Source organism: Pseudomonas sp. PS02288, assembly GCF_029959715.1.
Lineage (GTDB): Bacteria > Pseudomonadota > Gammaproteobacteria > Pseudomonadales > Pseudomonadaceae > Pseudomonas_O > Pseudomonas_O kuykendallii.
Map to the genome: position 1 here is coordinate 29,061 of NZ_JASCPA010000004.1, position 26,667 is coordinate 55,727.

General features: G+C 67.2%; 25 protein-coding genes and 2 tRNA genes. 20 read left to right on the top strand and 7 right to left on the bottom strand.

The genetic code is table 11. The features are described 5' to 3' along the window. The first annotated feature begins 172 nt into the window (after positions 1-172). The 3 genes from QMX85_RS03215 to QMX85_RS03225 are packed head-to-tail and all read left to right on the top strand — an operon-like array spanning position 173 to position 3,100. Positions 173-886, top strand: coding sequence for a winged helix-turn-helix domain-containing protein (locus QMX85_RS03215; RefSeq protein WP_282338759.1), 714 nt, complete (start codon positions 173-175; stop codon positions 884-886). A gap of 40 nt (positions 887-926) precedes the next feature. Further along, entirely contained in the window at positions 927-1,466 is a 540-nt protein-coding gene (locus QMX85_RS03220; protein ID WP_282338760.1) for a GNAT family protein, read from the top strand. Between the two features lie 23 nt (positions 1,467-1,489). Continuing rightward, the gene (locus QMX85_RS03225) at positions 1,490-3,100 is read left to right on the top strand and encodes an ATP-binding protein (protein ID WP_282338870.1); all 1,611 of its coding nucleotides are present in this window, start codon (positions 1,490-1,492) and stop codon (positions 3,098-3,100) included. Positions 3,101-3,109: 9 nt separating this feature from the next. Here the strand turns inward: QMX85_RS03225 and QMX85_RS03230 are convergent, their stop codons facing one another. The 3 genes from QMX85_RS03230 to QMX85_RS03240 all read right to left on the bottom strand — a co-directional run bounded on the left by QMX85_RS03230 (position 3,110) and on the right by QMX85_RS03240 (position 5,784). Then, positions 3,110-3,829: a 4'-phosphopantetheinyl transferase superfamily protein gene (locus tag QMX85_RS03230; RefSeq protein WP_282338761.1), complete on the bottom strand. Its 720-nt coding sequence runs from the start codon at positions 3,827-3,829 to the stop codon at positions 3,110-3,112. Positions 3,830-3,919: 90 nt separating this feature from the next. Further along, positions 3,920-4,711, bottom strand: coding sequence for a dienelactone hydrolase family protein (locus QMX85_RS03235; RefSeq protein WP_282338762.1), 792 nt, complete (start codon positions 4,709-4,711; stop codon positions 3,920-3,922). A 77-nt stretch (positions 4,712-4,788) separates the two neighbouring features. After that, the gene (locus tag QMX85_RS03240; RefSeq protein ID WP_282338763.1) at positions 4,789-5,784 is read right to left on the bottom strand and encodes an AraC family transcriptional regulator; all 996 of its coding nucleotides are present in this window, start codon (positions 5,782-5,784) and stop codon (positions 4,789-4,791) included. Between the two features lie 324 nt (positions 5,785-6,108). Here QMX85_RS03240 and QMX85_RS03245 point away from each other — a divergent pair, with 324 nt between their 5' ends. Further along, on the top strand, positions 6,109-7,422 hold the full coding sequence (locus tag QMX85_RS03245) for a dicarboxylate/amino acid:cation symporter (protein WP_282338764.1): 1,314 nt from the start codon (positions 6,109-6,111) through the stop codon (positions 7,420-7,422). Between the two features lie 159 nt (positions 7,423-7,581). After that, positions 7,582-8,763 carry a CaiB/BaiF CoA-transferase family protein gene (locus QMX85_RS03250; RefSeq protein ID WP_282338765.1) on the top strand — a complete coding sequence of 394 codons (1,182 nt, stop codon included), beginning with the start codon at positions 7,582-7,584 and terminating at the stop codon, positions 8,761-8,763. Positions 8,764-9,008: 245 nt separating this feature from the next. Here QMX85_RS03250 and QMX85_RS03255 read toward each other — a convergent pair whose 3' ends face one another. Both QMX85_RS03255 and rdgC read right to left on the bottom strand, forming a co-directional pair. Further along, on the bottom strand, positions 9,009-9,950 hold the full coding sequence (locus QMX85_RS03255; protein WP_282338767.1) for a bile acid:sodium symporter family protein: 942 nt from the start codon (positions 9,948-9,950) through the stop codon (positions 9,009-9,011). 72 nt (positions 9,951-10,022) lie between these two features. Next, positions 10,023-10,943 (bottom strand): recombination-associated protein RdgC, encoded by a 921-nt coding sequence (gene rdgC / locus QMX85_RS03260; RefSeq protein ID WP_273229572.1) that lies wholly within the window; start codon positions 10,941-10,943, stop codon positions 10,023-10,025. Positions 10,944-11,210: 267 nt separating this feature from the next. Between rdgC and QMX85_RS03265 the strand changes: the two genes are divergently transcribed. After that, a tRNA-Val gene (locus QMX85_RS03265) sits at positions 11,211-11,286 on the top strand. 13 nt (positions 11,287-11,299) lie between these two features. After that, positions 11,300-11,376: transfer RNA gene (locus QMX85_RS03270), tRNA-Asp, on the top strand. 124 nt (positions 11,377-11,500) lie between these two features. On the opposite strand, the gene QMX85_RS03275 is transcribed toward QMX85_RS03270, so the two are convergent. Beyond that, a complete protein-coding gene (locus tag QMX85_RS03275) occupies positions 11,501-11,692 on the bottom strand; it encodes a hypothetical protein (protein ID WP_282338769.1) in 192 nt (63 codons plus the stop codon). Positions 11,693-11,701: 9 nt separating this feature from the next. Next, positions 11,702-13,132 (bottom strand): cytochrome-c oxidase, cbb3-type subunit I, encoded by a 1,431-nt coding sequence (ccoN, locus tag QMX85_RS03280; protein ID WP_282338770.1) that lies wholly within the window; start codon positions 13,130-13,132, stop codon positions 11,702-11,704. Positions 13,133-13,451: 319 nt separating this feature from the next. Between ccoN and QMX85_RS03285 the strand changes: the two genes are divergently transcribed. From QMX85_RS03285 to QMX85_RS03345, 13 genes are all read left to right on the top strand, one after another. Further along, complete coding sequence (locus QMX85_RS03285; RefSeq protein ID WP_282338771.1) at positions 13,452-15,122, top strand: nitrite/sulfite reductase; 1,671 nt, start codon at positions 13,452-13,454, stop codon at positions 15,120-15,122. Beyond that, entirely contained in the window at positions 15,119-15,631 is a 513-nt protein-coding gene (locus QMX85_RS03290) for a DUF934 domain-containing protein (RefSeq protein WP_282338773.1), read from the top strand. Before QMX85_RS03285 ends, QMX85_RS03290 begins: the two co-directional genes overlap by 4 nt. 9 nt (positions 15,632-15,640) lie before the next feature. Then, the gene (locus QMX85_RS03295; protein ID WP_282338775.1) at positions 15,641-16,003 is read left to right on the top strand and encodes a CidA/LrgA family protein; all 363 of its coding nucleotides are present in this window, start codon (positions 15,641-15,643) and stop codon (positions 16,001-16,003) included. Beyond that, entirely contained in the window at positions 16,000-16,713 is a 714-nt protein-coding gene (locus QMX85_RS03300; RefSeq protein WP_282338777.1) for an LrgB family protein, read from the top strand. The genes QMX85_RS03295 and QMX85_RS03300 overlap by 4 nt, the downstream gene beginning before the upstream one ends. A 261-nt stretch (positions 16,714-16,974) precedes the next feature. Further along, positions 16,975-18,114 (top strand): transporter substrate-binding protein, encoded by a 1,140-nt coding sequence (locus tag QMX85_RS03305; RefSeq protein WP_282338778.1) that lies wholly within the window; start codon positions 16,975-16,977, stop codon positions 18,112-18,114. Further along, a complete protein-coding gene (locus QMX85_RS03310) occupies positions 18,111-18,707 on the top strand; it encodes an ANTAR domain-containing protein (RefSeq protein ID WP_282338780.1) in 597 nt (198 codons plus the stop codon). The genes QMX85_RS03305 and QMX85_RS03310 overlap by 4 nt, the downstream gene beginning before the upstream one ends. Next, the gene (locus QMX85_RS03315; protein WP_090231533.1) at positions 18,704-19,552 is read left to right on the top strand and encodes an ABC transporter permease; all 849 of its coding nucleotides are present in this window, start codon (positions 18,704-18,706) and stop codon (positions 19,550-19,552) included. The genes QMX85_RS03310 and QMX85_RS03315 overlap by 4 nt, the downstream gene beginning before the upstream one ends. Then, complete coding sequence (locus QMX85_RS03320; RefSeq protein WP_282338781.1) at positions 19,552-20,478, top strand: ABC transporter permease; 927 nt, start codon at positions 19,552-19,554, stop codon at positions 20,476-20,478. Before QMX85_RS03315 ends, QMX85_RS03320 begins: the two co-directional genes overlap by 1 nt. A gap of 61 nt (positions 20,479-20,539) precedes the next feature. Next, positions 20,540-22,147, top strand: a complete 1,608-nt coding sequence (locus QMX85_RS03325; protein WP_282338782.1) for an ABC transporter substrate-binding protein — start codon at positions 20,540-20,542, stop codon at positions 22,145-22,147. 1 nt (position 22,148) lies between these two features. After that, positions 22,149-23,096 carry an acetamidase/formamidase family protein gene (locus tag QMX85_RS03330; RefSeq protein ID WP_282338783.1) on the top strand — a complete coding sequence of 316 codons (948 nt, stop codon included), beginning with the start codon at positions 22,149-22,151 and terminating at the stop codon, positions 23,094-23,096. 151 nt (positions 23,097-23,247) lie between these two features. Beyond that, positions 23,248-24,981 carry an ABC transporter ATP-binding protein gene (locus tag QMX85_RS03335; RefSeq protein WP_282338784.1) on the top strand — a complete coding sequence of 578 codons (1,734 nt, stop codon included), beginning with the start codon at positions 23,248-23,250 and terminating at the stop codon, positions 24,979-24,981. Positions 24,982-25,137: 156 nt separating this feature from the next. After that, positions 25,138-25,662 (top strand): sigma-70 family RNA polymerase sigma factor, encoded by a 525-nt coding sequence (locus QMX85_RS03340; RefSeq protein ID WP_282338871.1) that lies wholly within the window; start codon positions 25,138-25,140, stop codon positions 25,660-25,662. A 5-nt stretch (positions 25,663-25,667) separates the two neighbouring features. After that, complete coding sequence (locus QMX85_RS03345; protein ID WP_282338786.1) at positions 25,668-26,651, top strand: FecR domain-containing protein; 984 nt, start codon at positions 25,668-25,670, stop codon at positions 26,649-26,651. The last annotated feature ends 16 nt before the right edge of the window (positions 26,652-26,667 follow it).

The window sequence follows — 26,667 nt, forward strand, 5'->3', positions numbered from 1 at the left end:
TGGTGGGCTGCGCCGCCTGTCGAGCCTCAGCGGTGATTTTACGCAGGCAGAAGTTTTTTTCTTCGACGAGGCGACCACTACATCTTGTGTTTTACAGCGTTGCCTGTATCCGCCCCGCGGCGTTGCTACAATGCCGGCCGATCCGGTCAGCCGGAGCCCTGAGGAGAGCGTGGTGCAGCAGGACATCTTGATCGTCGAAGACGACCGGCGGCTGGCGGAGTTGACCCGCGAATACCTGGAAGGCCACGGCTTGAGCGTCGCCATCGAGGCCGACGGGGCCAAGGCGGCGGCACGCATTCTTCGCGAGCGCCCGGCGCTGGTGGTGCTCGACCTGATGCTGCCGGGCGAGGACGGCCTGAGCATCTGCCGCAAGGTGCGCGGCGAGTTCGACGGGCCGATCCTCATGCTCACCGCGCGCACCGACGACATGGACGAAGTGCAGGGCCTGGAAACCGGCGCCGACGACTACGTGTGCAAGCCGGTGCGCCCGCGCGTGCTGCTGGCGCGTATCCGCGCCCTGCTGCGCCGCCGCGAGGGTAGCGCCGAGCCCGTCGCGGAGAACCAGCGGCGCCTGGAGTTCGGCCCGTTGGTGATCGACAACGCGATGCGTGAGGCCTGGCTGGCCGGGCGCGGAATCGAGCTGACCAGCGCCGAGTTCGACCTGCTCTGGCTGCTGGCCTTCAATGCCGGGCGCATCCTCTCGCGCGAGGAAATCTTCAATGCCTTGCGCGGCATCGAGTACGACGGCCAGGATCGTTCCATCGACGTGCGCATCTCGCGAATCCGGCCGAAGATCGGCGACGATCCGATGCATCCGCGGCTGATCAAGACCGTGCGCAGCAAGGGCTACCTGTTCGTCCGCGAGGCGGCCGAGGACATGCGCTAGGCTGCTCGATACGCCGGACAGGCCCAGAAGAGGTTGTGCCATGTTTCCCACCTTCACTACCGCGCGCTTTCTGCTTCGCGAGATCGAACAGCGCGACATCGACGCGGTGTTCCGCGGGCTGTCCAACCCGGACGTGATCCGCTATTACGGCGTGTCCTACCGTTCGCTGGACGAAACCCAGACGCAGATGGACTGGTACCGCGACCTGCAGGAACAGCAGAGCGGGCTCTGGTGGGGCATCGCCTTTCGCGAGGCGCCGGACCAACTGATCGGCGCCTGCGGCTTCAACGACTGGTCGCCGAGCCACCGGCGCATCGAGCTGGGCTACTGGCTGATGCCCGAACACTGGCGCTGCGGCGTGATGAGCGAATGCCTGCCGCCGATCCTGCGGCATGCATTCGACGCCATGCGCATCCATCGCATCGAGGCGGTGGTGGATACCGACAACCTCGCCAGCCGCTGCCTGCTCGAACGCGTCGGTTTCCGCCATGAGGGCACGCGCCGCGACGGCGAGCTGAAGGACGAGCGCTTCATCGACACCGAACACTACGGCCTGCTGAGCAGCGATCCGTGGTCGTGAGCCGCGCGCGGCGGGGCGCCGCGCTGAACTCGATCTTCCTGCGCATCTACGGCGGCATGCTCGCGGCCATCGTCCTCGTGGCGCTGCTCGGCTTCGCGACGGTGCATCTGGTCAACAAGGTGCGCAGCGACCAGTACCGCGAGAACCTCGCGCGCGGCACCTTCCGCCTGATGGCCGACAACCTGGCGCCGATGAGCGACGTCGAGCGCCGCCGTTCCACCGCGTTGTGGGGGCGCCTGCTGGGCATTCCGCTGGAGATCCAGCCGCTGCTCGACACCTCGCTGGACAGCCGCGAGCGTGCCCGCCTGCTGCACGGCCAGGTGCTGGTGGAGCAGACCGGGCCGCACGCGGCGAAGATCTTCAGCCTGATCAGCGACGCCGAAGGGGTGATGCTCACCAGCGAGGTCGGGCAGATCAGCGAGCAACTGGCGCGCGCCACCGTCTACCTGCTGATGGACGAGCTGGTGCATTACCCGCCGGCCGAGCAGCCGAGCCGGCTGGCCGAGCTGAAGCAGGCCAAGCAGTTCGGTTTCGACCTCAGCCTGCGCCCGCTGGACAGTGCCGATCTGGACGCCGACCAGCGCCGCCGGATCGACGAGGGCGACACGGTGATGGCGCTGGGCAAGGGCGGCGATTCGATCCGCGTGTTCGCCGGCATGGTCAACACACCCTGGTTGCTGGAAATCGGCCCGCTGTACCAGATGAATCCCTATCCGCCGCAGCTGCTGATGCTGATCGGGCTGCTCGGTCTGAGCCTGATCGGGCTCGCCGTGTACCTGCTGGTGCGCCAGTTGGAGCAGCGCCTGCGCGGCCTGGAGGCGGCCGCCACGCGTATCGCCGGCGGCAACCTGGAGGCGCGCGTGCCGGCCGGCGGCGCCGATTCGGTGGGGCGCCTGGCCGCGGCGTTCAACGGCATGGCGGAACATCTGCAGCGGCTGCTGTCGGTGCAGCGCGAGATGGTCCGGGCGGTGTCCCACGAGCTGCGCACGCCGGTGGCGCGGCTGCGCTTCGGCCTGGAGATGATCGGCGACGCGGAAACCGAACAGGCGCGGCGCAAGTACATGGATGGCATGGACGGCGATATCCAGGACCTCGACCGCCTGGTGGACGAGATGCTCACCTACGCGCGCCTGGAGCAGGGTTCGCCGGCGCTGAATTTCCAGCTGCTGGACATCGATGCGTTGCTCGACCAGGTGATCGGCGAGCTGGCTCCGCTGCGCCCCGGGGTGCGGCTGGAGCGCGACGCGCCCAGCGCGGTGGGCGTGCGGGTGGAGGCCGAGGCGCGCTATCTGCACCGCGCCTTGCAGAACCTGGTGACCAACGCCCTGCGCCACGCCGAGTCTCGGGTGCGGGTGAGTTTCAGGGCGGGGCCGCGGCGTTGCCGTATAGATGTGGAGGACGACGGCCCCGGTGTTCCCGAGGACGCCTGGGAGCGCATCTTCACGCCCTTCCTGCGCCTCGACGACAGCCGTACCCGCGCGTCGGGCGGGCATGGCCTGGGGCTTTCGATCGTTCGCAGGATCATCTACTGGCACGCCGGCCGCGCCCAGATCGGTCGCAGCGAAAGCCTTGGCGGCGCCTGTTTCAGCCTGGTCTGGCCGTTGCGCCAGGAGCAGGAGGAGCGCACGCCGTAGCGCGCAAGGTCAGGCTTCGACGGCCACCAGGCTGAGCAGGCGCCCGTCGACCAGGGTGAACTGGCCGTCCAGTTCGACGCCAACGTGCCATTCCGGCGAGAGCGTCTTGAGCAAGCGCAGGCGCGCATGGCCCTGCTCGTCCCAGCGCAGCACTTCGGCATCCTGGAAATAGAAGTTCTTGTGCACCAGCGGATAGAGCGCCTTGTACAGGCATTCCTTGAGCGAGAAGGTCAGCGTTACCGCGAGGGAGCAGTCGCCGGGGGCCAGGCGCTGCTGCTCGGCCTCGGTGAGGATTTCGCTGCACAGGCGCTGCGCGCGCACGTCGGTGAGCGGCACTTCGGCGTCCAGGCCAAGGCCTCGCCAGCGCTGGCTTTCACCGACGATAGCGGCGGCCCAGCCCTTGCTGTGGGTGATCGAACCGCAGGTGCCGGCTGGCCACTGCGGCGCGCCGTCCTCGGCCACCCTCGGCGTTTCCGCGCTGCCGCGCATATGTGCCAGCGCTTCGCGCGCGCACAGGCGCCCGGCGAGGAACTCGGCCTTGCGCTTGGCGATGGCGCCGAGGATGTTCGAGGGCGGGACGATGCCGCAGCGGGCGAAGTCGGCGAGTTCGAGCCGCTCGGCATCGAACGCGGCCTTCACCAGCGAAAGGCCGGGCAGCACGGTGGGAAACGGCCAGTCGGCGGTCAGTGTCGGGCAGCAGGCGGGAAGCCGGGGGGAGTAGGAAGTCATGCGGCTATTCTGCCGCAGCCTGGTTGCCGGCGGCGACCTGTTTGCGAAAACCGCGCCCGCGGCGGGCGCGGGCCGGTGGTGGCGCGGCGGCTAATCGAACACCCCCTTGAGGAAGGATTTCATGTCGGCCCAGGAATTCTCGTCGGCTTCCTTCTGATAGCCGATGTCCGGCCCGCCGTGCTCGCCATGGCTCAGGCGGTCCGCATCGGGGTTGGTGAAACCGTGCTTGGCGCCGGGCAGGCTGACGAAATCGTAATCGGCGTCGGCGTCGTCCATCTCTTCCTTGAACGCGGCGACCTGCTCGGGCGTGACCATGCTGTCGGCCTCGCCGTGCTCGACCAGGATGCGCGCCTTGATGCTGCCCTTGGTCGCCGGGACGGCCGGCACCAGGGCGCCGTGGAAGCTCACCACGCCGAGCAGCGGGACGCCCTGGCGGGCCATGTCCAGCACCACCTTGCCGCCGAAGCAGTAGCCGATCGCGGCGATCTGTTTGGCATCCGTCTGCGGCTGCGCCTTGATCAGGTCGAGGCCGGCGAGGAAGCGCGCCTTGCTCGCCGCGGCATCCGCGGTGGCCGCCTGCATGAAGGCGAGGGCGTCCTTGGGATGCTCGGTGTTCTTGCCGCCGCCATACATGTCGATGGCCAGGGCGGCGTAGCCGAGGCCGGCGAGATCGCGTGCGCGGCGCTTGGCGTAGTCGTTCAGCCCCCACCATTCGTGAACCACCATCACGCCGGGGCGCGGGCCTTCGATGGCATCGTCATAGGCGAAGTAGCCGATGAGCTTGGTGCCGTCGGCGCTTTCGTAGGGGATTTCCTGGGTCTTGATGGCGGCGAACGAGAGGCCGCTGAAGAGCATCAGCAGGCCGAGCAGGCAAGTGCGCATGGCAGGTTCCTTGGTTGTCGAGCGCCCAAGCCTAGGTCGAAATGCCGCGCCTGTGAAGCGAGGCGCCTGGCGACGGCTCAGCTTTCCTGCGCGCGGTAGGCGCCCGGGGTAAGGCCGGTCCACTTCTTGAACGCGCGATGGAACGCCGACGGCTCGGAAAAGCCCAGGCGCTCGGCGATGCGCTGGATCGGCAGATCGCTGCCCAACTGGTAGATCGCCAGGTCGCGGCGCAAGTGGTCCTTGAGTTCCTGGAAGCTGGTGCCTTCCTCGTGCAGGTGGCGGCGCAGCGTCTGCGGGCTCATGTGCAACTGGCGGGCGATGCTGTCGAGGTCCGGCCAGTGTTCGCACTCGCGGCCGAGCAGGCGGCGGATGCGGCTGGTCAGGCTGTCGCCGCCATCCGGCCTGGCCAGCAGGTCGGCCGGCGAATGCAGGAGAAAGCGCTTGAGCGTGCGCTCGTCCTGCAGCAGCGGCATGGCCAGGTAGCGGGCGTTGAACAGCAGACTGTTGGCGGCCGCCTCGAAACGATGCGGGCAGGGGAACAGCAGGTCGTACTCGGCGTGGTGCGCGGGCCCCGGATAGCTGAAGGTCACTTCATCGAGGCGGATGCGCTGGCCGATCAGCCAACTGCCCAGGCGATGCCAGATCACCAGCAGGCTTTCCAGCAGGAAGTGCTCGGCGTCCCAGTCGCCGATGGCGTCCACCGACAGGCGAACCTGCTCGCCCTCGCGCTGCAGACGGATGCCCGGCGCGCCGGGGAACAGGCCATAGAAGAGGGCGCCGCGCTGCAGGGCCTTTTCCAGGTTGCGGCAATGGATGATGGCGTGGCCCATCATGGCGAAGGTGCCGCGCTTGCTCGGCTGGTTGCCGAGGCCGAGGTATTCGTCGTCGAGCACTTCCCAGAGCAACTGCACCAGGCGGGCGAACTGCTCCGGCGCGATGCGCGCACGCGGCTGTTTGAGCAGCGCCGGCGGGATGCCGGCGCCGAGCAGCAGGGCGTCGGGCGCCAGGCCGCGGCGTTCCACCCCACGCAGCGCTGCGCGGACGAAATGATTGGAAATCGTGCGTTCGCGCAAGGCGCTTCCCTCGTTCCGGTGCGCGCCGATGGTAGAGCGCGACCGGATGCCTCACAAGCGTGGCGGCCTGGCGAGGGCGAGTGGCGAAAAGCCGCCATCCGGGCGGGTTGTCGCCAGGCAAAGGGCGGGTTTCCGCCATCTCCAAACGCGCAGGCGGCAGTTATTGTTTATTAAGTCGTTGAATTTAAAGGGGAAAAGGCTTGATGAGGAATTGGCACAGCGCTTGCGATAAGGCTGACACCCGGCGCGCCCGGGGCCAACAATCATAAAACCTCAGTCAGAGGTGTGCGCTGCTCCAGGCAGTGCGACGCCCGGGAACCTTCCATGACTCGTCAGCCCTTCTACAAAAGTCTCTATGTCCAGGTCCTGGTGGCAATCGCCATCGGCATTCTGCTCGGCCACTTCTATCCGCAGACCGGCGCGGCGATGAAGCCGCTGGGCGACGGATTCGTGAAACTGATCAAAATGGTCATCGCCCCCATCATCTTCTGCACCGTGGTCACCGGCATCGCCGGCATGCAGAGCATGAAAGCGGTCGGCAAGACCGGCGGCATGGCGCTGCTGTACTTCGAGATCGTTTCCACCATCGCCCTGATCATCGGCCTGGTCGTGGTCAACGTCGCCCAGCCCGGCGTCGGCATGCACGTCGATCCGGCCTCGCTGGACACCTCGGGTATCGCGGCCTACGCCGCTGCCGGCGAGAAGCAGAGCACCATCGACTTCCTGATGAACGTGATTCCGGGGACCGTGGTCGGCGCCTTCGCCAACGGCGACATCCTCCAGGTGCTGTTCTTCTCCGTACTCTTCGGCTACGCCCTGCATCGCCTGGGCGAGCGCGGCCGTCCGGTGTTCGACTTCATCGAGCGCATCTCGCACATCTTCTTCAACATCATCAACGTGATCATGAAGGTCGCGCCCATCGGTGCCTTCGGCGCCATGGCCTTCACCATCGGCAAGTACGGCGTCGGTTCGCTGGTGCAGCTGGGTCAGCTGATGGCCTGCTTCTACATCACCTGCCTGCTCTTCGTGCTGGTGGTGCTGGGCGCCATTGCCCGCGCCCATGGTTTCAGCATCATCAAGTTCATCAAGTACATCCGTGAAGAGCTGATGATCGTGCTGGGTACCTCCTCCTCGGAATCGGCGCTGCCGCGCATGATCGCCAAGATGGAAAAACTCGGCGCCAACAAGTCCGTGGTCGGCCTGGTGATCCCCACCGGTTACTCGTTCAACCTCGACGGCACCTCCATCTACCTGACCATGGCCGCGGTGTTCATCGCCCAGGCCACCGACACGCCGATGGATATCAGCCACCAGATCACTCTGCTGATCGTGCTGCTGATCGCCTCCAAGGGCGCCGCCGGCGTCACCGGTAGCGGCTTCATCGTGCTCGCCGCCACCCTGTCCGCCGTCGGTCATCTGCCGGTTGCAGGCCTGGCGCTGATCCTCGGTATCGACCGCTTCATGTCCGAAGCCCGCGCGCTCACCAACCTGGTCGGCAACGGCGTGGCGACCATCGTCGTCGCCAAGTGGTGCAAGCAGCTGGACGAGAAAGCCCTGGACGACGAGCTGCACGGTCGCGGCACCCCGGACGAGCTGCTGGGCGAAACGCCCGACCAGAGCAAGGCACTGCAGGTCTGAGTCGCGTATCTTTCGAGCGCTGCTCAATGAAAAGCCCGCCGCCTGGCGGGCTTTTTTTCGCCTGGCGGATTGCGTCAATCGGCTCGAGCGCTGGCGTCATTGAGCGCATCGCCCGCCACCCTTACGCTGCAGGCAGACCAACAAGAAAATGGAGCCAGGATGAAAGGACCGCTGTCGTCACTGAAGATCCTCGATTTCTCCACCCTTCTGCCGGGGCCGTTCGCCTCGTTGCTGCTGGCCGACATGGGCGCCGAGGTGCTGCGCGTGGAATCGCCCGGGCGGCTGGACCTGGTTCGCGCGTTGCCGCCGCACGACGGCGACACTTCGGCCAGCCACGCCTACCTCAACCGCAACAAGCGCAGCATCGGCCTCGACCTCAAGCGGCCGGAGGCGGTGGAACTGGTCAAGCGCCTGGTGCTGGACTACGACATCGTCCTCGAGCAGTTCCGTCCCGGGGTGATGGATCGCCTGGGCGTCGGCTACGCCGCGCTGAAGGCGGTAAATCCGGCGCTGATCTATGTCTCGATCACCGGCTACGGGCAGACCGGGCCGTACCGCGAGCGCGCCGGGCACGACATCAACTACCTGGCGCTGTCCGGCCTCGCCAGCTACACCGGGCGCGCCGACAGCGGCCCGCTGCCGCTGGGCATGCAGGTCGCCGACCTCGCCGGCGGCTCGCTGCATGGCGCGCTCGGGCTGCTCGCCGCGGTGATCCAGCGCCAGCACAGCGGGGAAGGGCAGCAGGTCGACATCAGCATGACCGACTGCGCATTCGCCCTGAATGGCATGGCCGGCGCCGGCTATCTCGCCTGCGGCGTCGAGCCCGGGCTGGAAAGCCAGGCGCTGAACGGCGGCAGTTTCTATGACCACTACCGCACCCGCGATGGCCGCTGGTTTTCCGTCGGCAGCCTCGAGCCGGCATTCATGCAGGCCTTCTGCGCAGCGCTCGGCCGGCCGGAGCTGGCGCCGCGCGGCCTGTCGCCGGACCCCGACGTGCAGCGGGCGCTGAAGCGCGAGATTGCCATCGAGATCGAGCGCCGCGACTTCGCCGAGTGCAGCGCGCTGTTCGCCGCCGTCGATGCCTGCGTCGAGCCGGTGCTGCCGCTCTCCGAGGCCGTCGAGCATCCGCAGATCAAGGCGCGCGAGCTGGTGGTCGAGGTGCCGCGCGAAGGCGCGCCGGCGCAGCGGCAGATCGGCTGCCCGATCAGGTTTTCCGCCGGTCTGCCCGAGCCACGCCATATCGGTGCGGCGCTCGGAGCGCATACCGACGAGGTGTTGCGCGAGCTGGGCTACGCGGCGGAGCACATCGAGGTGCTGCGCAGCAGCGGGGCGCTGGGCTGACGGATTCTTGGCGGTGGGGGGGGGAGGCGTCGGGGGGGCTTTAGCCCACGCGATGCGCCGATGCCTGAGGGCGGCGGTGGGCTGAAGCCCACCCTACGGCTCTGTAGCGGTTCCAGACATTCTTGCGGATGAACGCGAAAACGTAGGGTGGGTTAGCGGCACCGGCGGAGCCGAGGGCTTACCTCGAATCATCGCCCGCATAACCCACCAGGCGGAGTCGAGTACCCAAGCCTTGCGCCTGGCGATCAGCGCTTTTCGGCGTCTTCCGGCATGCGCCGGAACCAGGTCGAGAGCAGTGCGCCGGACATGTTGTGCCAGACGCTGAACAGCGCGCTGGGTACCGCCGCCAGGGGCGAGAAATGCGCGCTGGCCAGGGCCGCGCCGAGGCCGGAGTTCTGCATGCCGACTTCCAGCGCCAGCGACTTGCGCTGCGCCAATGGCAGGCCGAACAGGCGCGCGGTGAAGTAGCCGAGGAGGAAGCCGAAGCCGTTGTGGAGGATCACCACGGCCATGATCAGCAGGCCGGATTCGGCGATCTTCGCCTGGCTGGCGGCGACCACGGCGGCGACGATGATCACGATGCTGACCACCGAAATCAGCGGCAGCACCTCCTCGACCCGCTGCACGCGCGGGCCGAGCAGGCGCTGGGCGATCACCCCGACGGCGATCGGCAGCAGCACGACCTGCAGGATCGACCAGAACAGCGCGGCGAAGGACACCGGCAGCCAGGCCGAGGCCAGCAGCCAGATCAGCGCCGGCGTCAGCAGCGGGGCGAGCAGGGTGGTGACGGCGGCGATCGCCACCGACAGCGCCAGGTCGCCGCGCGACAGCCAGGTCATCACGTTGGACGCCGTACCGCTCGGGCAGCAGCCGACCAGGATCACCCCGACGGCGATTTCCGCCGGCAGCTGCAGCAGCGCGCAGAGCAGCCAGGCCATGCCCGGCATGATCACGAAATGCGCCACCACGCCGAGCAGCACGCGCCACGGGTGGCGCACGACCTCGGCGAAGTCCGCGGCCTTTAGCGTCAGGCCCATGCCGAACATCACCAGCCCGAGCAGCGGCACGATGGCCACCGCGAGCGGCTTGAAGGCATCCGGGAAGAAGAACGCCAGCAGGGCGAACGCCAGCACCCAGAGGGCGAAGCTGTTGCCGACGAAGCGGCTGAGGGCGGCAAGGGCGCGCATGCGGAAGAAACCTCGGGACGTTCTTGTTATAGCGAGCCGCTACCGGGCGCTGGGCGCCCGGCGTGCCGTGGATCAGACCGCCTGGGGCAGTTCTTCGCCGCCGAGGGCTTCGAACAGCTGCGGCAGGAAATCCACCAGGGTCAGCATCATCAGGGTGAAGCTGGCGTCGAGCTGGCCGAGGGCTTCGTCGCCACCGTCCTGTTCGGCCTGATCCTGCAGCAAGGCTTCGAAGCGCAGGCGTTTGATCACCATCTTGTCGTCGAGGACGAACGACAGCTTGTCCTGCCAGGCCAGGGACAGCTGGGTCACCAGCTTGCCGGAGGACAGGTGCAGCTGGATTTCGTCGCTGGTCAGGTCCTGGCGCTTGCAGCGCACCACGCCGCCGTCTTCCTCGGTGTCGCGCAGCTCGCACTCGTCGAGCACATAGAAGTCGGTGGCGGCTTCCTGGGTCTTGACCCATTCGGTCATGGTGGCGGTCGGTGCAACCTTCACGCTCAGCGGGCGCAGCGGCAGCGAGCCGAGCACTTCGCGCAGCGTGGAGAGCAGGTCTTCGGCGCGTTTCGGGCTGGCGGCGTCCACCAGGATCAGGCCCTGCTTGGGCGCGATGGCGGCGAAGGTGGCGGATTTGCGGATGAAGGCGCGCGGCAGGAAGGCCTGGACGATCTCGTCCTTGATCTGGTCGCGTTCCTTTTTGTAGACCTTGCGCATCTGCTCGGCTTCGATCTCGTCGACCTTGTCCTTCAGCGCGTCCTTGACCACCGAGCCCGGCAGGATGCGCTCTTCCTTGCGTGCGGCGACCAGCAGGAAGTCCTGGCTGACGTGGACCAGCGGCGCGTCATCGCCCTTGCCGAACGGCGGGATGAAACCGTAGGTGGCGATTTCCTGGCTGGCGCAGGGGCGTGCGAGTTTTTCCGCGAGGGCGGTTTCCAGGGTTTCGGCGTCGAGGGGAATGTCCTGGGTGAGGCGATAGACGAGCAGGTTGCGGAACCACATGGCAGGGAGTCTCTCCAGACGCAAAACGCCCATTATTCCGTTCCGCGCGGTTCAGGCCAAGCACAAAGGTGTTTGTCCGCCTGCCGGTTCCGGGGAAATCCCCGGTGGCAGCCGGCGCGCCGAACGCCGGGTGAAGAGCTCCAGGGAGGAAACTCGCCCGTCGCCGGCCGTTTTGCTAAGCCATTGGAAAAGAAGCAAAAAAAAATTACTGAAAGGACTTGCCAAGGTAGGGATGCCTCTCTAGAATGCGCCCCACTTCGAGAGCAAGGGTGATTAGCTCAGCTGGGAGAGCATCTGCCTTACAAGCAGAGGGTCGGCGGTTCGATCCCGTCATCACCCACCACTCGAGGTAATGCGCAGCGGTAGTTCAGTCGGTTAGAATACCGGCCTGTCACGCCGGGGGTCGCGGGTTCGAGTCCCGTCCGCTGCGCCATATTCGCTTCAAGGCCCACTGAACACCTTGAAGCTACGAGAAAGCGGCCATTGGCCGCTTTTTTCGTTTCTGCCTTGCGCAAACTCCTTTCTTCTCGCGCCGGCCTCGTGAGCCCGGCGCTTCGTTACCTGCGCTCTTTCCCGTGTTCGCGTTCGCGGCTGGCCTGCCAGCGCATGCGCTGTTGCAGGTATGGATCATCGGCGAACGGCAGCTGCGTCGCCTCGTCGATGTCTTCGGCGCTGCGGCCGCGCAGGCTGAGCTGCACCGCCAGGTAGAACAGCGTCAGTACCGCCAGGCTCCACAGCCATTCCGTCATGGTTGATCCTCAGGCCGAATGGGCGAAGGCGTCGACCCGCTCGGGCGATGCGCCGCGCACGGTACGCCAGACGTTATAGGCCATCAGCAGCATGCCACTGAGGAAGAACAGCCCGCCGGCCATGCGCACGATGAAGCCCGGATGGCTGGCCTGCAGCGCCTCGACGAAGGAGTAGGTGAGGGTGCCGTCCTCGTTCACCGCGCGCCACATCAGGCCCTGGGTGATGCCGTTGACCCACATCGAAGCGATGTAGAGCACCGTGCCGATGGTGGCCAGCCAGAAGTGCAGGTTGATCAGCGCCGTGCTGTGCATGCCGTCGCGGCCGTAGACCCGCGGGATCAGGTGATACAGCGAGCCGAAGGTGATCATCGCCACCCAGCCGAGCGCGCCGGCATGCACGTGACCGATGGTCCAGTCGGTGTAGTGGGAGAGGGCGTTGACGGTCTTGATCGCCATCATCGGACCCTCGAAGGTGGACATCCCGTAGAACGCCAGCGAGACCACGAGGAAGCGCAGGATCGGGTCGGTGCGCAACTTATGCCAGGAGCCGGAGAGCGTCATCATCCCGTTGATCATGCCGCCCCAACTCGGCGCCAGTAGAATGATCGACATCGCCATGCCCAGGCTCTGTGCCCAGTCCGGCAACGCGGTGTAGTGAAGGTGGTGCGGGCCGGCCCAGATGTACAGGCTGATCAGCGCCCAGAAATGCACGATGGACAGCCGGTACGAGTACACCGGGCGGCCGGTCTGCTTGGGGACGAAGTAGTACATCATCCCGAGGAAACCGGTGGTGAGGAAGAACCCCACCGCGTTGTGCCCGTACCACCACTGCACCATCGCGTCGGTGGCGCCGGCGTAGAGCGAGTAGGACTTGAACGCGCTCACCGGAATCGCCGCGTGGTTGACGATGTGCAGCATCGCGATGACCAGGATGAAGGCGCCGAAGAACCAGTTGCCGACGTACAGGTGCGGCGTGGTGCGGCGCACCAGGGTGGTGAAGAAGACCACCGCGTAGGCGACCCAGACGATGGCCATCCACACCGCGCCGGTGAACTCGATTTCCGCGTATTCCTTGGTGGTGGTCAGGCCCTGCGGCAGCGTGACCAGCAGGATCACGATCACCGCCTGCCAGCCCCAGAAGGTGAAGCTCGCCAGGCCGTCGGAAAACAGCCGGACCTGGCAGGTGCGCTGTACTGCGTAGTAGCTCGCAGCGAACTGCGCGCTGCCGGCGAAGCCGAAGATCACCAGGCTGGTGTGCAGCGGGCGCAGGCGGCCGAAGCTCAGCCATGGCGTGTCGAAGTTCAGCTCCGGCCAGACCAGCTGCGAGGCGATGAAAACGCCCAGCGCCATGCCGAGCACGCCCCAGACGACGGTCGCCACCGCGAACTGGCGGACGACCTTGTAGTTGTAGGCCTGTGGGGAGGATGTGGCGGCATGCATGGCGGGACCTTTCTGCGAGCTGGCCTCTCGGGGCCGATGGGGCGCCAATGTAGAAAGATCGCGGCTGACTAAACAGACTCAGATAAATCATCGAAATACGGATCAGATGATTGGGCGACAGTCGCGGCCGGGATGGATCGTCAAGTCGAGTCTGCTTATCAGAGTGGCACTGTAATTTTTCATCTGATCCGCTTTTTTCAGGTTTATCTGCCGCTGTTTTATCGTTCGCCGGCGCAGGCATAGTCACGTTCCCACCGCCCGAGGCCGCGCAGCCGTTCTGCCGGCGTCGCGTGTGGTGCACGTAGCGAGGATGCTCAGGATGTACCTGTACGACGACTATGACCGGGCGCTGGTCCACGAACGCGTGGCGCAGTTTCGCGACCAGGTGGCGCGCCGCCTCGAGGGTGAGCTGAGCGAGGAGGAGTTCCTTCCGCTGCGCCTGCAGAACGGCCTGTACCTGCAGAAGCATGCCTACATGCTGCGCGTGGCGATTCCCTACGGCACGCTGTCGGCCACGCAGTTGCGCACGCTGGCGCTGATCGCCCGGCGTTACGACCGTGGCTACGGGCACTTCACCACGCGGCAGAACATCCAGTTCAACTGGATCGAGCTGGCGCAGACCCCGGACATCCTGCAGCACCTCGCCGAAGTCGACATGCACGCCATCCAGACCTCCGGCAACTGCGTGCGCAACATCACCACCGAGGCTTTCGCCGGCGTCGCCGCCGACGAGATCATCGACCCGCGCCCGCTGGCGGAAATCCTTCGCCAGTGGTCGACGGTGAACCCCGAATTCCTCTTCCTGCCGCGCAAGTTCAAGATCGCCCTGTGCTCGTCGCTGGAGGATCGCGCGGCGATCCGCATGCACGACATCGGCTTCTACGTCTATCGCGGTGCAGACGGCGAAATGCTCCTGCGGGTGATGGTCGGCGGCGGCCTCGGGCGCACCCCGATCCTCAGCCAGCCGATTCGCGAGGCGCTGCCCTGGCGCCACCTGCTGTCCTATGTCGAAGCCGTGCTGCGGGTCTACAACCGCCACGGCCGGCGCGACAACAAGTACAAGGCACGGATCAAGATCCTGGTCAAAGCGCTGGGCATCGAGGCGTTCGCCGAGGAAGTCGAGCGCGAGTGGCAGCAGATCAAGGACGGCCCGGCCGAGCTGACCGACGCCGAATACCAGCGCGTCGCGCGCTCGTTCCGCACGCCGGAGTACCAGCCGCTGGGCAGCGTCGATCTGGCCTTCGGCACGCAACTGGCGAGCGATCCGGCGTTCGCCCGCTGGGTCGAGCACAACGTCCGCCCGCACAAGGTGCCGGGTTACGCGTCCGTGGTGCTGTCGACCAAGCCCGGCGCGGCGGCGCCACCGGGGGATGTCCATGCGGCGCAGATGGAGGCCGTGGCGGACTGGTCGGAGCGCTTCGGCTTCGCGGAAATCCGCATCGCCCACGAGCAGAACCTGGTGTTGCCCGACGTGCGCAAGCGCGACCTGCACGCCCTCTGGCTGCTGGCGCGCGAAGCGGGCCTGGCGACGCCCAACGTCGGCCTGCTCAGCGACGTGATCGCCTGTCCGGGCGGCGACTACTGCTCGCTGGCCAACGCCAAGTCGATCCCCGTGGCGCAGGCGATCCAGAAGCGTTTCGAGGACCTCGACTACCTGCACGACATCGGCGAGATCAGCCTGAACATCTCCGGCTGCATGAACGCCTGCGGCCACCACCACATCGGCAACATCGGCATCCTCGGCGTCGACAAGAACGGCAGCGAGTGGTACCAGGTCACCCTCGGCGGCGCCCAGGGTCGTGACGCCGCGCTGGGCAAGGTGATCGGCCCGTCGTTTGACGCGGCGGACATTCCCGAGGTGATCGAGAAGGTGGTCGGCACCTACCTCGCCTACCGCGAGAGCGAAGAGCGCTTCGTCGATACCCTGGAGCGCATCGGTCTGGAGCCGTTCAAGGAATGCGTCTACCGGCAACGGGCGGTGCCGGCATGAACAACCTGATCCGGCTGGTCGAGGGCCAGCCCCGCGTGAGCGACGACGATCCCTGGCAACTGCTGCGCGAAATCCCGGCGACGTGGCCTTCCGGGCGGCTGATCCTGCCGCTGGCCGGCTGGCGCGCGGCGCAGGACGAGGTGGTGCTGCGGGGCGAGCGCTTCAGCCTGCAGGGCCTGTGGCTGGCGCCCGACGACGAGGTCGAGGTGCTGCAGCCCTGGCTGGCGGTGCTGCCGCTGATCGCCATAGACTTCCCCAGCTTCCGCGACGGACGCGGCTACAGTCAGGCGTACCTGTTGCGCACGCGCCTGGGTTGGAGCGGCGAGTTGCGCGCGATCGGCGATGTGCTGCGCGACCAGCTCGCGCACATGCGCCAGTGCGGTTTCGACGCCTTCGCCGTGCGCGAGGACAAGTCGGCGCAGGATGCACTCAAGGGACTGGCCGGGATGAGCGTGCTCTACGGCCGCTCCGCCATCGAACCCCGGCCGCTGTTCCGCCGCCGTGATTGAGGATTGCCCATGCTGCTAAGAGGCCTGACCTGGCTGGTGCTGCTGCAACTGCTCGGCAGTGCGTTGAACGCCCTGCTGTTACCTGCGCTGCCGGGGCCGATCATCGGGATGTTGCTGCTGTTCGCCCTGCTGTTGCTGCGCGGCGAGGTGGGCGAGCCGCTGAACCAGGCGGCCAGCGGGCTGCTGCTGTACCTGCCGTTGCTGCTGGTGCCGGCCGCGGCGGGAATCGTCGACAGCGGCCGCGTGCTGCTCGGCAACCTGCTGGCGATCTCGGCGGCGCTGGTGATCTCGCTGCTGATCACGGTGCCGTTCTGCGGCTGGCTGATGCAGCGCCTGACGCGGCGCCTGGAGCAGCGCGAGGAATCGCGATGAGCGCCGTCGACTGGCACGCCGCCAGCCGCGCGGTGATCGGCCATCCGCTGTTCTCCCTGGCGCTGACCCTGATCGCCTTCCAGCTGGCCCACGCGCTGTACCGGCGCAGCGGCTGGCTGGTGCTGCAGCCGGTGATGGTCTCGGTGATCCTGGTGGTCGGGGCGTTGCTGGTCTGCGGTATCGACTACGCCGACTACCGCGCCGGCGCCGCGCCGCTGGCGATCCTGGTCGGTCCGGCGACGGTCGCCCTGGCGGTGCCGCTGTATCGCAACCTGCGGCGCATCCGCCTGTTGTTCTGGCCGATTCTGATCACCGTGCTGGTTGGCGGCAGCCTGACGGTGGCGCTGACGCTGCTGATCGCCTGGCTGCTGGGCGCCGATCTGTCGGTGATGATGAGCCTGGCGCCGCGTTCGGCGACCATGCCGATCGCCATGCTGGTGGCCGAGCAACTGGGCGGCAACGCCTCGCTGGCGGCGGTGCTGGTGATGCTCACCGGCGTCGTCGGCACCGCGCTGGGGCCGACGCTGCTGCGCTGGGCGGGCGTCGACCATCCGGCGGCGCGCGGCCTGAGCTACGGCATAAACGCCCATGCCATCGGCACCGCCCGTGCGCTGGAGGAGGGCGAGGAGTGCGGCGCCTTCGCCGCGCTGGCGATGAGCCTGGTGGGCATCCTCATCGCGCTGCTGCTGCCGCTGCTGCGTTTCTACTGAGTGGTGCCTCCTGACGGCGCATCGCTCGGGTCGCTGCGCCATACTGGTGCAGGCTGGCGGCACTGGCACAGCCTGGCCGATGGCCGACGCCAGAAATCACGCCGGGTGTGACAACCTGGCACGGATCTTTCTACAGTGATTGCAAAGCAGGGCCTCCGGCCTGTCAGCCTTTAACCCACAAGCGCCTCGATGCGCACAGGTAACGAAGCCTGAACGACTGTCCTCCGACGGTCGTTCAGGTTTTTTTTTGCGGAGCGAATAATGCGCGGCACAGTGACCTTCGGCGCCCTGTTGTCCACCAGCGGCACCTACCGGCACATGGGGCGGAACGCCCTGGCGGGAATCGAACACGCGGTCGCCGAGATCAACCGGAGCCAGGCGTTCGATTTCGACCTGCGCCTGCGCCATCTCAACCCCGAGGGACGCCTGGAGCGCTACGCCGAGGCGCTCGGCGAACTGCATCGCGAAGGCCTCCGCCATGTGTTCGGGCCGATCACCTCGGCCAGCCGCAAGGAGCTGATTCCCGACCTCGAACAGCGTGGCACGCTGCTCTGGTACCCATGCCCCTACGAAGGCTTCGAGAGCAGCGAGAACGTCCTCTACCTCGGCGGTTGCCCGAACCAGACGCTGATCCCGCTGCTGCGCCACGCGTTGCAGGCGTTCGGCAGGCAGGCCTACCTGATCGGCTCGAACTACGTGTGGGGCTGGGAGAGCAACCGCATCGCCCGCGAAGTGCTCGGCGTGGCGCAGGGCGAGGTGCTGGGCGAGAAGTACTTCCACCTGGGCGAAACCCACTTCGCCGAGGTGGTCGAGGCGCTGCTGCAGGCGCCGCCGGCGTTCATCCTCAACAACCTGGTCGGCGACTCGTCGCACGCCTTCCTCCGCCAGCTGGACGCCGCCTGCCTGGCCCGCGGCCTGAACCTGCCGGTGCTGAGCTGCAACCTCACCGAGGGCGAGCTGGTCGGGGTCGGCGAGATGCGCGCGCTGCGGCTGCTCTCCTGCGGACCGTTCTTCGAGGAGGTCGACCCGGCCTTCAGCCAGCGCCAGCGCCGTTTGCACGGGCTGCACCCGTATTCGCACTACTACGCCTGCGCCTACGCCGCCGTGCACCTCTTCGCCGAGGCCTGCCAGCGCAGCGGCGACGACACCCCGGAGGCGGTCTGCCAGGCGCTCTACGCGGCGCCGGTGGCGACCATTCTCGGCGAGCTGCGGATCGCCGCGCAGAACAACCATGCCTGCCTGCCCAGCTACATCGCCGAACTCAAGGGCAAACGTTTCTCCGTCCTGGAGGCCGAAACCCTGATGCAGGAGGCCGATCCGTACCTCACCGCGACCGATCTCGAACCGTTTCGCGCAGCGCCCGGCACGGCGCTGCGCCCGCACCTGAGGATCATCCGATGAGCCTGAGCAAACGCCCGTCATTCGGCAGCGCGAGCCTGCTGCTGGTGGATTGCGACGAACGCAGCCTGGCCGCGCTGCAGAAGAGCCTGCAGCGTCTGGGCATCGCCTCGCAGGCACTGCAGGCCGACGCGCCGCAGGCGCTGGAGCAGGTCCTCGCGCTGGTGGTCGAGCTGGACCACTTCGCCAGCCCGCGCATCGTCGAGCAGGCCAACGCCGCCGGCCTGCCGATCATCGCCCTGACCCAGCACGAGACGCTGTCGCAGATCCAGCGCGCGCTGGAGCTGGGCGCCACGGCGATGCTCAACAAGCCGATCACCCAGGGCTCGGTGTACACCACGCTGATGATGGCCATCGGGCTGCGCCAGCGCCTTGCCGCCGAACAGCAGCGCAGCCGTTCGCTGGCCGAGAAAGTGGCCAGCCGGCGCCTGGTGGCGCAGGCCCTGGCGCGGCTGATGGTCGAGGGGGAGCTGGACGAGAACCGCGCCTACGAGCACCTCCGCAAGCTGTCCATGGAGCTCAATCGCAGCCTCGAGGACATCTGCGCCGAGCTGGTCGGCGCCGCCATTGCTAACCGCCACGAGGGGCGTTCATGAGTACGCTGAAAACCCTGCTGCGACGGCCGTCGGTGGCGATCTCGCTGCTGTTTATCGTCGCCGTGGTGCTGCTGGCGATCTTCGCCCCCTGGGCTGCGCCCTTCGACCCGTCCGAACAGTTCATCGAGGGTCTGTCGCTGGAAGGCGCGCCGCTGCCGCCGGACGCCACCTACCGCATGGGCACCGACCTGCTCGGGCGCGACCTGCTTTCGCGGCTGCTCTACGGCGCGCGCACCTCGCTGTTCATCGGCCTGCTGGCGAACGGCATCGCCGTGCTGATCGGCACCCTGGTCGGGCTGACCGCCGGTTTCGTCCGCGGCTGGCTGGGCAGCGTGCTGATGCGCTTCACCGACCTGATGATGGCCTTCCCGGCGCTGCTGCTGGCGATCGCCCTGGCGGCGATCTTCCAACCCAGCGTATGGATCGTCGCGCTGGTGATCGCCATGGTGAACTGGGTGCAGATCGCCCGGGTGATCTATTCCGAGACCGTGGCGCTGGCCGCGCGGGACTTCGTCGAGGTCGAGCGCACCCTGGGCGCCAGCCGCCTGCGCATCCTCTTCTCGCACCTGCTGCCTCATCTGCTGCCGACCATCCTGGTCTGGGCCACGCTGGGGATTTCCACCACCGTGCTGCTGGAAGCCACGCTGTCGTTCCTCGGCGTCGGCGTGCAACCGCCCACGCCGAGCTGGGGCAACATCATCTTCGAGAGCCAGACCTACTTCACCTCGGCGCCCTGGCTGGTGCTGTTCCCCGGCGCGGCCATCGTCGCGTTGTCGCTGGCGTTCAACCTGGTCGGCGATGCGCTGCGCGATGCCCTCGACCCGACCCTCAAGGGGAGAAGCTGATGTTCGCCTTCGTCGCCCGCCGCGTCGTCTATTCGATCCTGATCCTGCTCGGCGTCACGCTGATCACTTACCTGCTGCTGTTCATGCTGCCGGCCGACCCAGCGAGGCAGATCGCCGGGCGCAGCGCCACGCCGGAGATCGTCGCCAACATCCGTCACCAGCTGGGCCTCGACCTGCCGTTCTACCAGCAGTACTTCCAGTACCTCAAAGGCCTGCTGCACGGCGACCTCGGGCGCTCGTTCATCCAGCGCTCGCAGGTTTCCGAGCTGATCGGCGCGCGGCTGGTGCCCTCGCTGCAACTGATGGGCCTGGGCATCGCCTTCGAACTGCTGATCGGCATCGGCCTGGGCATCGTCGCCGCGCTCAGGCGCGACAGCTTCATCGACCGCCTGCTGATGGCCTTTTCCTTCGTCGGCGTGTCCTCGCCCCAGTTCATCGCGGCGATGCTGTTTCTCTACTTCTTCGCCGTGCGCCTGGACTGGTTCCCCATGGGCGGCTACGGCGAGTTCCGTCACATCCTGCTGCCGGCGCTGACCCTGGGCATCCTCGGCAGCGGCTGGTACTCGCGGATGGTGCGCTCCTCGATGATCGAGGTGCTCCACCAGGACTTCATCCGCACCGCGCGGGCCAAGGGCCTGAGCCGGGTGCGCGTGGTGTTCCGCCATGTGCTGCCGAACGCCATCGTGCCGGTGATCCCGATGGTCGGCATCGACATCGGCATCTTCATGGGCGGGCTGGTGGTGGTCGAGTCGGTGTTCGGCTGGCCGGGCATCGGCCAGCTCGCCTGGCAGGCGATCCAGCAGGTGGACATCCCGGTGATCGTCGGCGTGACCACGGTGTCCGCGGTGGCCATCGTCCTCGGCAACCTGCTGGCCGACCTGGTGATCCCGCTGGTCGACCCGCGAATCGATGTGAAGAAGCACTGAGTTACTTCCGTCTGCCTCGTCTGGCGGGCGTCCTTTTGAACGAGAAGAGAGGCTGCAGCACATGAAACGCAAGGCACTTTCCCTGGCCATCGCCGCCACCCTGTTCGCCGGCAACCTGCTGGCCGCCGAGCCTCAACATGGCGGCGAAGCGGTCGTCACCTACCAGAACGACGTCGCCACCCTCGATCCGGCCATCGGCTACGACTGGCAGAACTGGTCGATGATCAAGAGCCTCTTCGACCGCCTGATGGACTACAAGCCGGGCAGCACCGAACTGGTCCCGGCGCTGGCCGAGCGCTACACGGTTTCCGACGACGGCACCGAGTACACCTTCGTCATGAAGAAGGGCGTGAAATTCCACAACGGCCGCGAGATGAAGGCCGCCGACGTGAAGTACTCGCTGGAACGCACCGTCAATCCGAAGACCCAGAGCCCGGGCGCCGGCTTCTTCTCCTCCATCGTCGGCTACGAGGACGTCACCGGCGGCAAGAGCGAGACGCTGGCCGGCGTGACCACGCCCGACGACTACACGGTGAAGATCAAGCTGAGCCAGCCAAACGCCACCTTCCTGCACATCATGGCGATCAACTTCGCCTCGGTGGTACCGAAGGAAGCCGTCGAGAAGTGGGGCGCCGACTTCGGCAAGCACCCGGTCGGCTCCGGCGCCTTCGAGCTGCAGGAGTGGAAGCTCGGCCAGCAACTGATCTTCAAGAAGAACCCCAACTACTACCGCAGCGGCGTGCCCTATCTCGACGGCATCCGCTTCGAGATCGGCCAGGACCCGACCGTGGCGCTGCTGCGCCTGCAGAAGGGCGAGGTGGACATCGCCGGCGACGGCGTGCCGCCCGCGCAGTTCCTGCAGTTCAAGAACGACCCGAAACAGAAGGGCCTGGTGGTCACCGGCGACCAGCTGCAGACCGGCTACCTGACGCTGAAGACCACGCTGCCGCCGTTCGACAACCTCAAGGTTCGCCAGGCGGTGAACATGGCGATCAGCAAGGACCGCGTGGTGCGCCTGATTAACGGCCGGGCGAAGCCGGCCAACCAGCCGCTGCCGCCGGCGATGCCCGGCTACGACTCCGGCTTCAAGGGTTATCCCTACGACGTCGAGGGCGCGAAGAAGCTGCTCGCCGAGGCCGGTTTCGAGAAGGGCTTCGACACCGAGCTGTACGTGATGAACACCGACCCGCAGCCGCGCATCGCCCAGTCGATCCAGCAGGACCTGGCGAAGATCGGCATCCGCGCGCAGATCAAGTCGCTGGCCCAGGCCAACGTGATCGCCGCCGGCAGCGAGAAGGACCAGGCACCGATGGTCTGGTCCGGCGGCATGGCCTGGATCGCCGACTTCCCGGACCCGTCGAACTTCTACGGGCCGATCCTCGGCTGCGAAGGCGCGGTCTCCGGCGGCTGGAACTGGGCGCTGTACTGCAACAAGGCGCTCGACGCCGAAGCCAAGCGCGCCGACTCGATGGCCAAGCCCGAGCAGCAGGCCGAGCGCATCGCGCTGTGGAGCAAGGTGTTCACCGACGTGATGGCCGACGCGCCCTGGGTGCCCATCTTCAACGAACAACGCTTCACCGTGCGTTCGGCGCGGATGGGCGGCGACGACGCGCTGTACGTCGACCCGGTGCACGTGCCGGTCAACTACGACTACATCGGGGTGAAGTGAGATGTGCAACAACTGCCTGATCAAGACCATCCACAGCGTGCACAGCCACTTCGGCTGGGACAACGCCTTCGAGCCCGTCGCGCGCGTCGCGCCGGGCAGCGAGCTGCAGTTCGAGTGCCGTGATTCCTCGGCCGGCTACTTCACCCCGCAATCGAAGGTCGCCGATGTGGCGAGCATGCCGTTCGACCGGATCAACCCGGTGACCGGGCCGATCTTCGTCGAGGGCGCGCAACCGGGTGACGTGCTCAAGGTGACCATCGACAGCTTCAAGCCCTGCGGCTTCGGCTGGACGGCGAACATCCCCGGTTTCGGGCTGCTCGCCGACCAGTTCACCGAGCCGGCCCTGGCCTTGTGGAACTACGACGCCGAGGGCCTCGCGCCCGCGGCGTTCGGCCGGTTCGCCAAGGTGCCGCTGAAGCCGTTCGCCGGCACCATCGGCGTCGCTCCGGCGGCGCCGGGCCTGCATTCGGTGGTGCCGCCGCGGCGCGTCGGCGGCAACCTGGACATTCGCGACCTGGCCGCCGGCACCACGCTGTACCTGCCGGTGGAAGTGGAGGGCGCGCTGTTCTCCATGGGCGACACCCACGCCGCGCAAGGCGATGGCGAGGTCTGTGGCACGGCCATCGAGTCGGCCATGGACGTGGTGGTCAAGCTCGACCTGATCAAGTCCACGCCGCTGGCGATGCCGCGCTTCAGCACGCCGGGGCCGGTCACCCGGCACCTGGACAGCGCCGGCTACGAAGCCTTCACCGGTATCGGCCCGGACCTCATGGAGGCGGCGCGCCAGGCCGTCGCCGGCACCGTCGACTGGCTCTGCCGCGATCACGGCATGCCCGCCGAACAGGCCTACATGCTCTGCTCGGTGTGCGGCGATCTGCGTATCAGCGAAGTGGTCGACCTGCCGAACTGGGTGGTGTCCTTCTACTTCCCGAAAGTGGTGTTCAACTGAGCAGCTACAAAATGGCTGCGCTCGGCAATACGGCGTTGAAATGGCCTTCAAAATGCTCATTGACTGCACGTCAACTGCGCTTTTTCAGACCATTTCGCCTTGTCTTGCCTTCGCTCGCCGATCTTGTAGCTGCTCCTCGAAGGAGGGTGGGATGACCGCCGAAACCATGCGACCGCTGCTGTCGGTCGAGCGACTGTCCATCGACTTCGGGCCCCGGCGCGTGGTCAGCGAGCTGAGCTTCGCCCTACACGCCGGCAAGACGCTGTGCATCGCCGGCGAATCCGGCAGCGGCAAGTCGCTGACCTCGCTGGCGATCATGGGCCTGCTGCCGAAGGCCGCCAGCGTGACGAGCGGCGCGATCCTCTTCGAGGGTCGCGACCTGCTCGGCTGCTCCGACCGGCAGATGCAGGAACTGCGCGGCAAGGACATCGGCATGATCTTCCAGGAGCCGATGACCTCGCTGAACCCGCTGATGACGGTCGGCCGGCAGTTGCAGGAGACGGTGCGCCGGCACGAGGCGCTGAGCGGCCAGGAAACCCGAGCGCGGGCGCGGCAGATGCTCGACGCGGTGCGCGTGCCGCAGGTCGACAAGCGCCTCGCGCAGTATCCGCACGAGCTGTCCGGCGGCATGCGCCAGCGGGTGATGATCGCCATGGCGATGCTCTGCAAGCCGCGCGTGCTGATCGCCGACGAGCCGACCACCGCGCTCGACGTGACCATCCAGGCGCAGATTCTCGAGCTGATGCGCGAGCTGCAGGCGCAGTTCGGCACCACGCTGCTGATGATCACTCACGACATGGGCGTGGTCGCCGAGATGGCCGATGAAGTGGTGGTGATGAACCAGGGGCTGATGGAGGAGCGCGCCGAGGTGCGCAGCCTCTTCGCCGCACCGCAGGCCGCCTACACGCGCAAGCTGCTGGCGGCGGTGCCGGTGCTCGGCAGCGCCGGATTGCCGGAGTCGCGCGAGGATCGCCCGGTGGTGCTCGAGGTGGACAAACTGCAGGTGCGCTTCCCGCTGCGCGGCGGCTGGTTCGAGCCGGCGCGCAACGTGCACGCGGTGGAGAACGTCAGCTTCCGCCTGCGCCAGGGCGAAACCCTGGGCATCGTCGGCGAGAGCGGCTGTGGCAAGTCCACCACCGGCAAGGCGCTGCTCAGCATGCTGCCCTTCGAGGGCAGCGTGAAGCTGCTCGGCCGCGAGCTGAACGGCATCGGCGGCGAGGCGCTGCGCGAGGTGCGCCAGGACATCCAGATGATCTTCCAGGACCCCTACGCCTCGCTGAACCCGCGCAAGACGATCCTCGACCTGGTCGGCGAGCCGCTGCTGATCCACGGCAAGGGCGACCGTCAGCAACGCCATGCGCGGGTCGCCGAGCTGCTGGAGCAGGTCGGCCTCCCGGCAGAGGCGATGCAGCGCTACCCGCACATGTTCTCCGGCGGCCAGCGCCAGCGCATCTGCATCGCCCGCGCCCTGGCGTTGAACCCGAAGGTGATCGTCGCCGACGAATCGGTCTCGGCCCTCGACGTGTCGGTGCAGGCCCAGGTGCTGGAACTGCTCGAACGCCTGCAGCGCGAGCACGACCTCAGCTACCTGTTCATCTCCCACGACATGGCGGTGGTGGAGCGCATCTGCCATCGGGTGGCGGTGATGTTCTGCGGGCAGATCGTCGAGATCGGCCGTCGCGACCAGGTGCTCGGCAACCCGCAGCATCCTTACACCCAGCGCCTGCTGTCGGCGGTGCCGATCCCGGACGTCGACCAGCGCCGCGACTTCAAGGCGCTGCTGCGGGAAATCCAGGTGCCCGACCCGATCAAGCCCAAGGGCTACGTCGCGCCGCCGCAGCAGTACCGGCAGCAGGACGTGGATCACCTGGTGGCGGTGGGCTGAAACCTTCAACGTCCGGATGAACGAGGCGGCGGTGACCGGAAAGGCACCGCCGCCTTTTTCGTCATGGTTTGCCGGAATCGCATCGCTTCGGGTACATTTGAAATTAATTCTCATCCGCACCTTAGGCGCATTGCGCCGGACATTACCGTGCTCTCGATGCCCCCGATGCCTGGTTCAACGCCGCAGTCGCTCTATCTCAGCCATTCGCGCTGGCTCCACGGTTTTCTCCAGCGCCGTCTCGGCAATGCCTTCGATGCCGCCGACCTGGTGCAGGACACCTTCGTCCGCGTAATGCTGCGGCCGGGCACCTTCGACGGCAGCAGCGGCGAGCGTTCCTATCTCGCCACCATCGCCCGCGGCCTGTGCATCGATCACTGGCGTCGCCGCCAGCTCGAACAGGCCTGGCTGGAAAGCCAGGCGGGTCGCTCCGAGCACCTGCAAGGCTCGCCCGAGCAACGCGCGCTGATCGTCGAAACCCTGCACGAGGTGGACGCCATGCTGCTGAGCCTGCCGGCCAGGGTGCGCCAGGCGTTCCTGCTGGCGCAGCTCGACGGCATGCCGTACCGGCTGATCGCCGTGGAGCTGGGCGTGTCCGAGCGCATGGTGAAGAAGTACCTGGCTCAGGCCTTCCTGCACTGCGCGTTGCTGGAAGCCGAGCTGGACGGGCTGTTGATCGAATGACCGCCATGCACAGCCCCGACGGCAAACTCAGCCACGCCAGCCTGCAGCAGGCGGCGCAGTGGTACGTCGCGCTGCACGACGAGAACGGCGGCGCGCAGCTGCGCGAGCAATGGCAGCGCTGGCTCGACCAGCACGCCGAGCATCGCGACGCCTGGCGTTACGTCGAGCGCGTCGGCCAGCGTTTCGCGCCGTTGCAGGGGGAGGGCGCGCGGGAGTCCAGCGGGGTCTTGCGGCGCGTCGGCGATCCTGCCCGCCTGGGTCGTCGCCAGGGGCTGAAGACGCTGATGATCCTCGCCAGCGGCTCGCTGCTGGGCTGGGGCGCCTGGCGCGGCACGCCGCTGCCGAGGCTGGTCACCGCGTGGGGCGCGGACTTCGCCACCGGTGTCGGCGAAACCCGCGAAACCCTGCTGGCCGACGGTTCGCACCTCTGGCTCGGTGCGCTGAGCGCCATCGACGCCGACTTCAGCGCCGAGCGGCGTCTGCTGCGCATGCACTTCGGCGAAGTCCTGGTGGATACCGCGAAGGACCCGCAGCGTCCGTTCTTCGTGGATACCGAGCATGGCCGGCTGCGTGCGCTGGGTACGCGCTTCGCCGTGCGCCAGCTGGGCGAGACGACGCGGCTGAATGTCTACCAGGGCGCGGTGGAAGTGCACACCGCCGCCAGCGGCGCGACGAGCATCGTCGGTGCCGGGCAGCGGGTCGAATTCAGCGCCGCGGCGATCGGCGCCCCGGCCCCCGCGTTGAGTGCCGGCGAATCCTGGATTCGCCACGTGCTGACCGCCGAGGACATGCCGCTGGGGCAACTGGTGCAGGAGCTGTCGCGCTATCGCCACGGCCACCTGGGCTGCAACCCGGCCGTCGCCGGGTTGCCGGTGATGGGTGCCTTCCCGCTCAACGATACCGACCAGGCGCTGCGTCTGATCGCGGCGGCGCTGCCGGTTCGGCTGGAGTGGATGACGCCCTGGTGGGGCAGCCTCGAGCCGGCGTGATCGGGTGTTTGCAGCG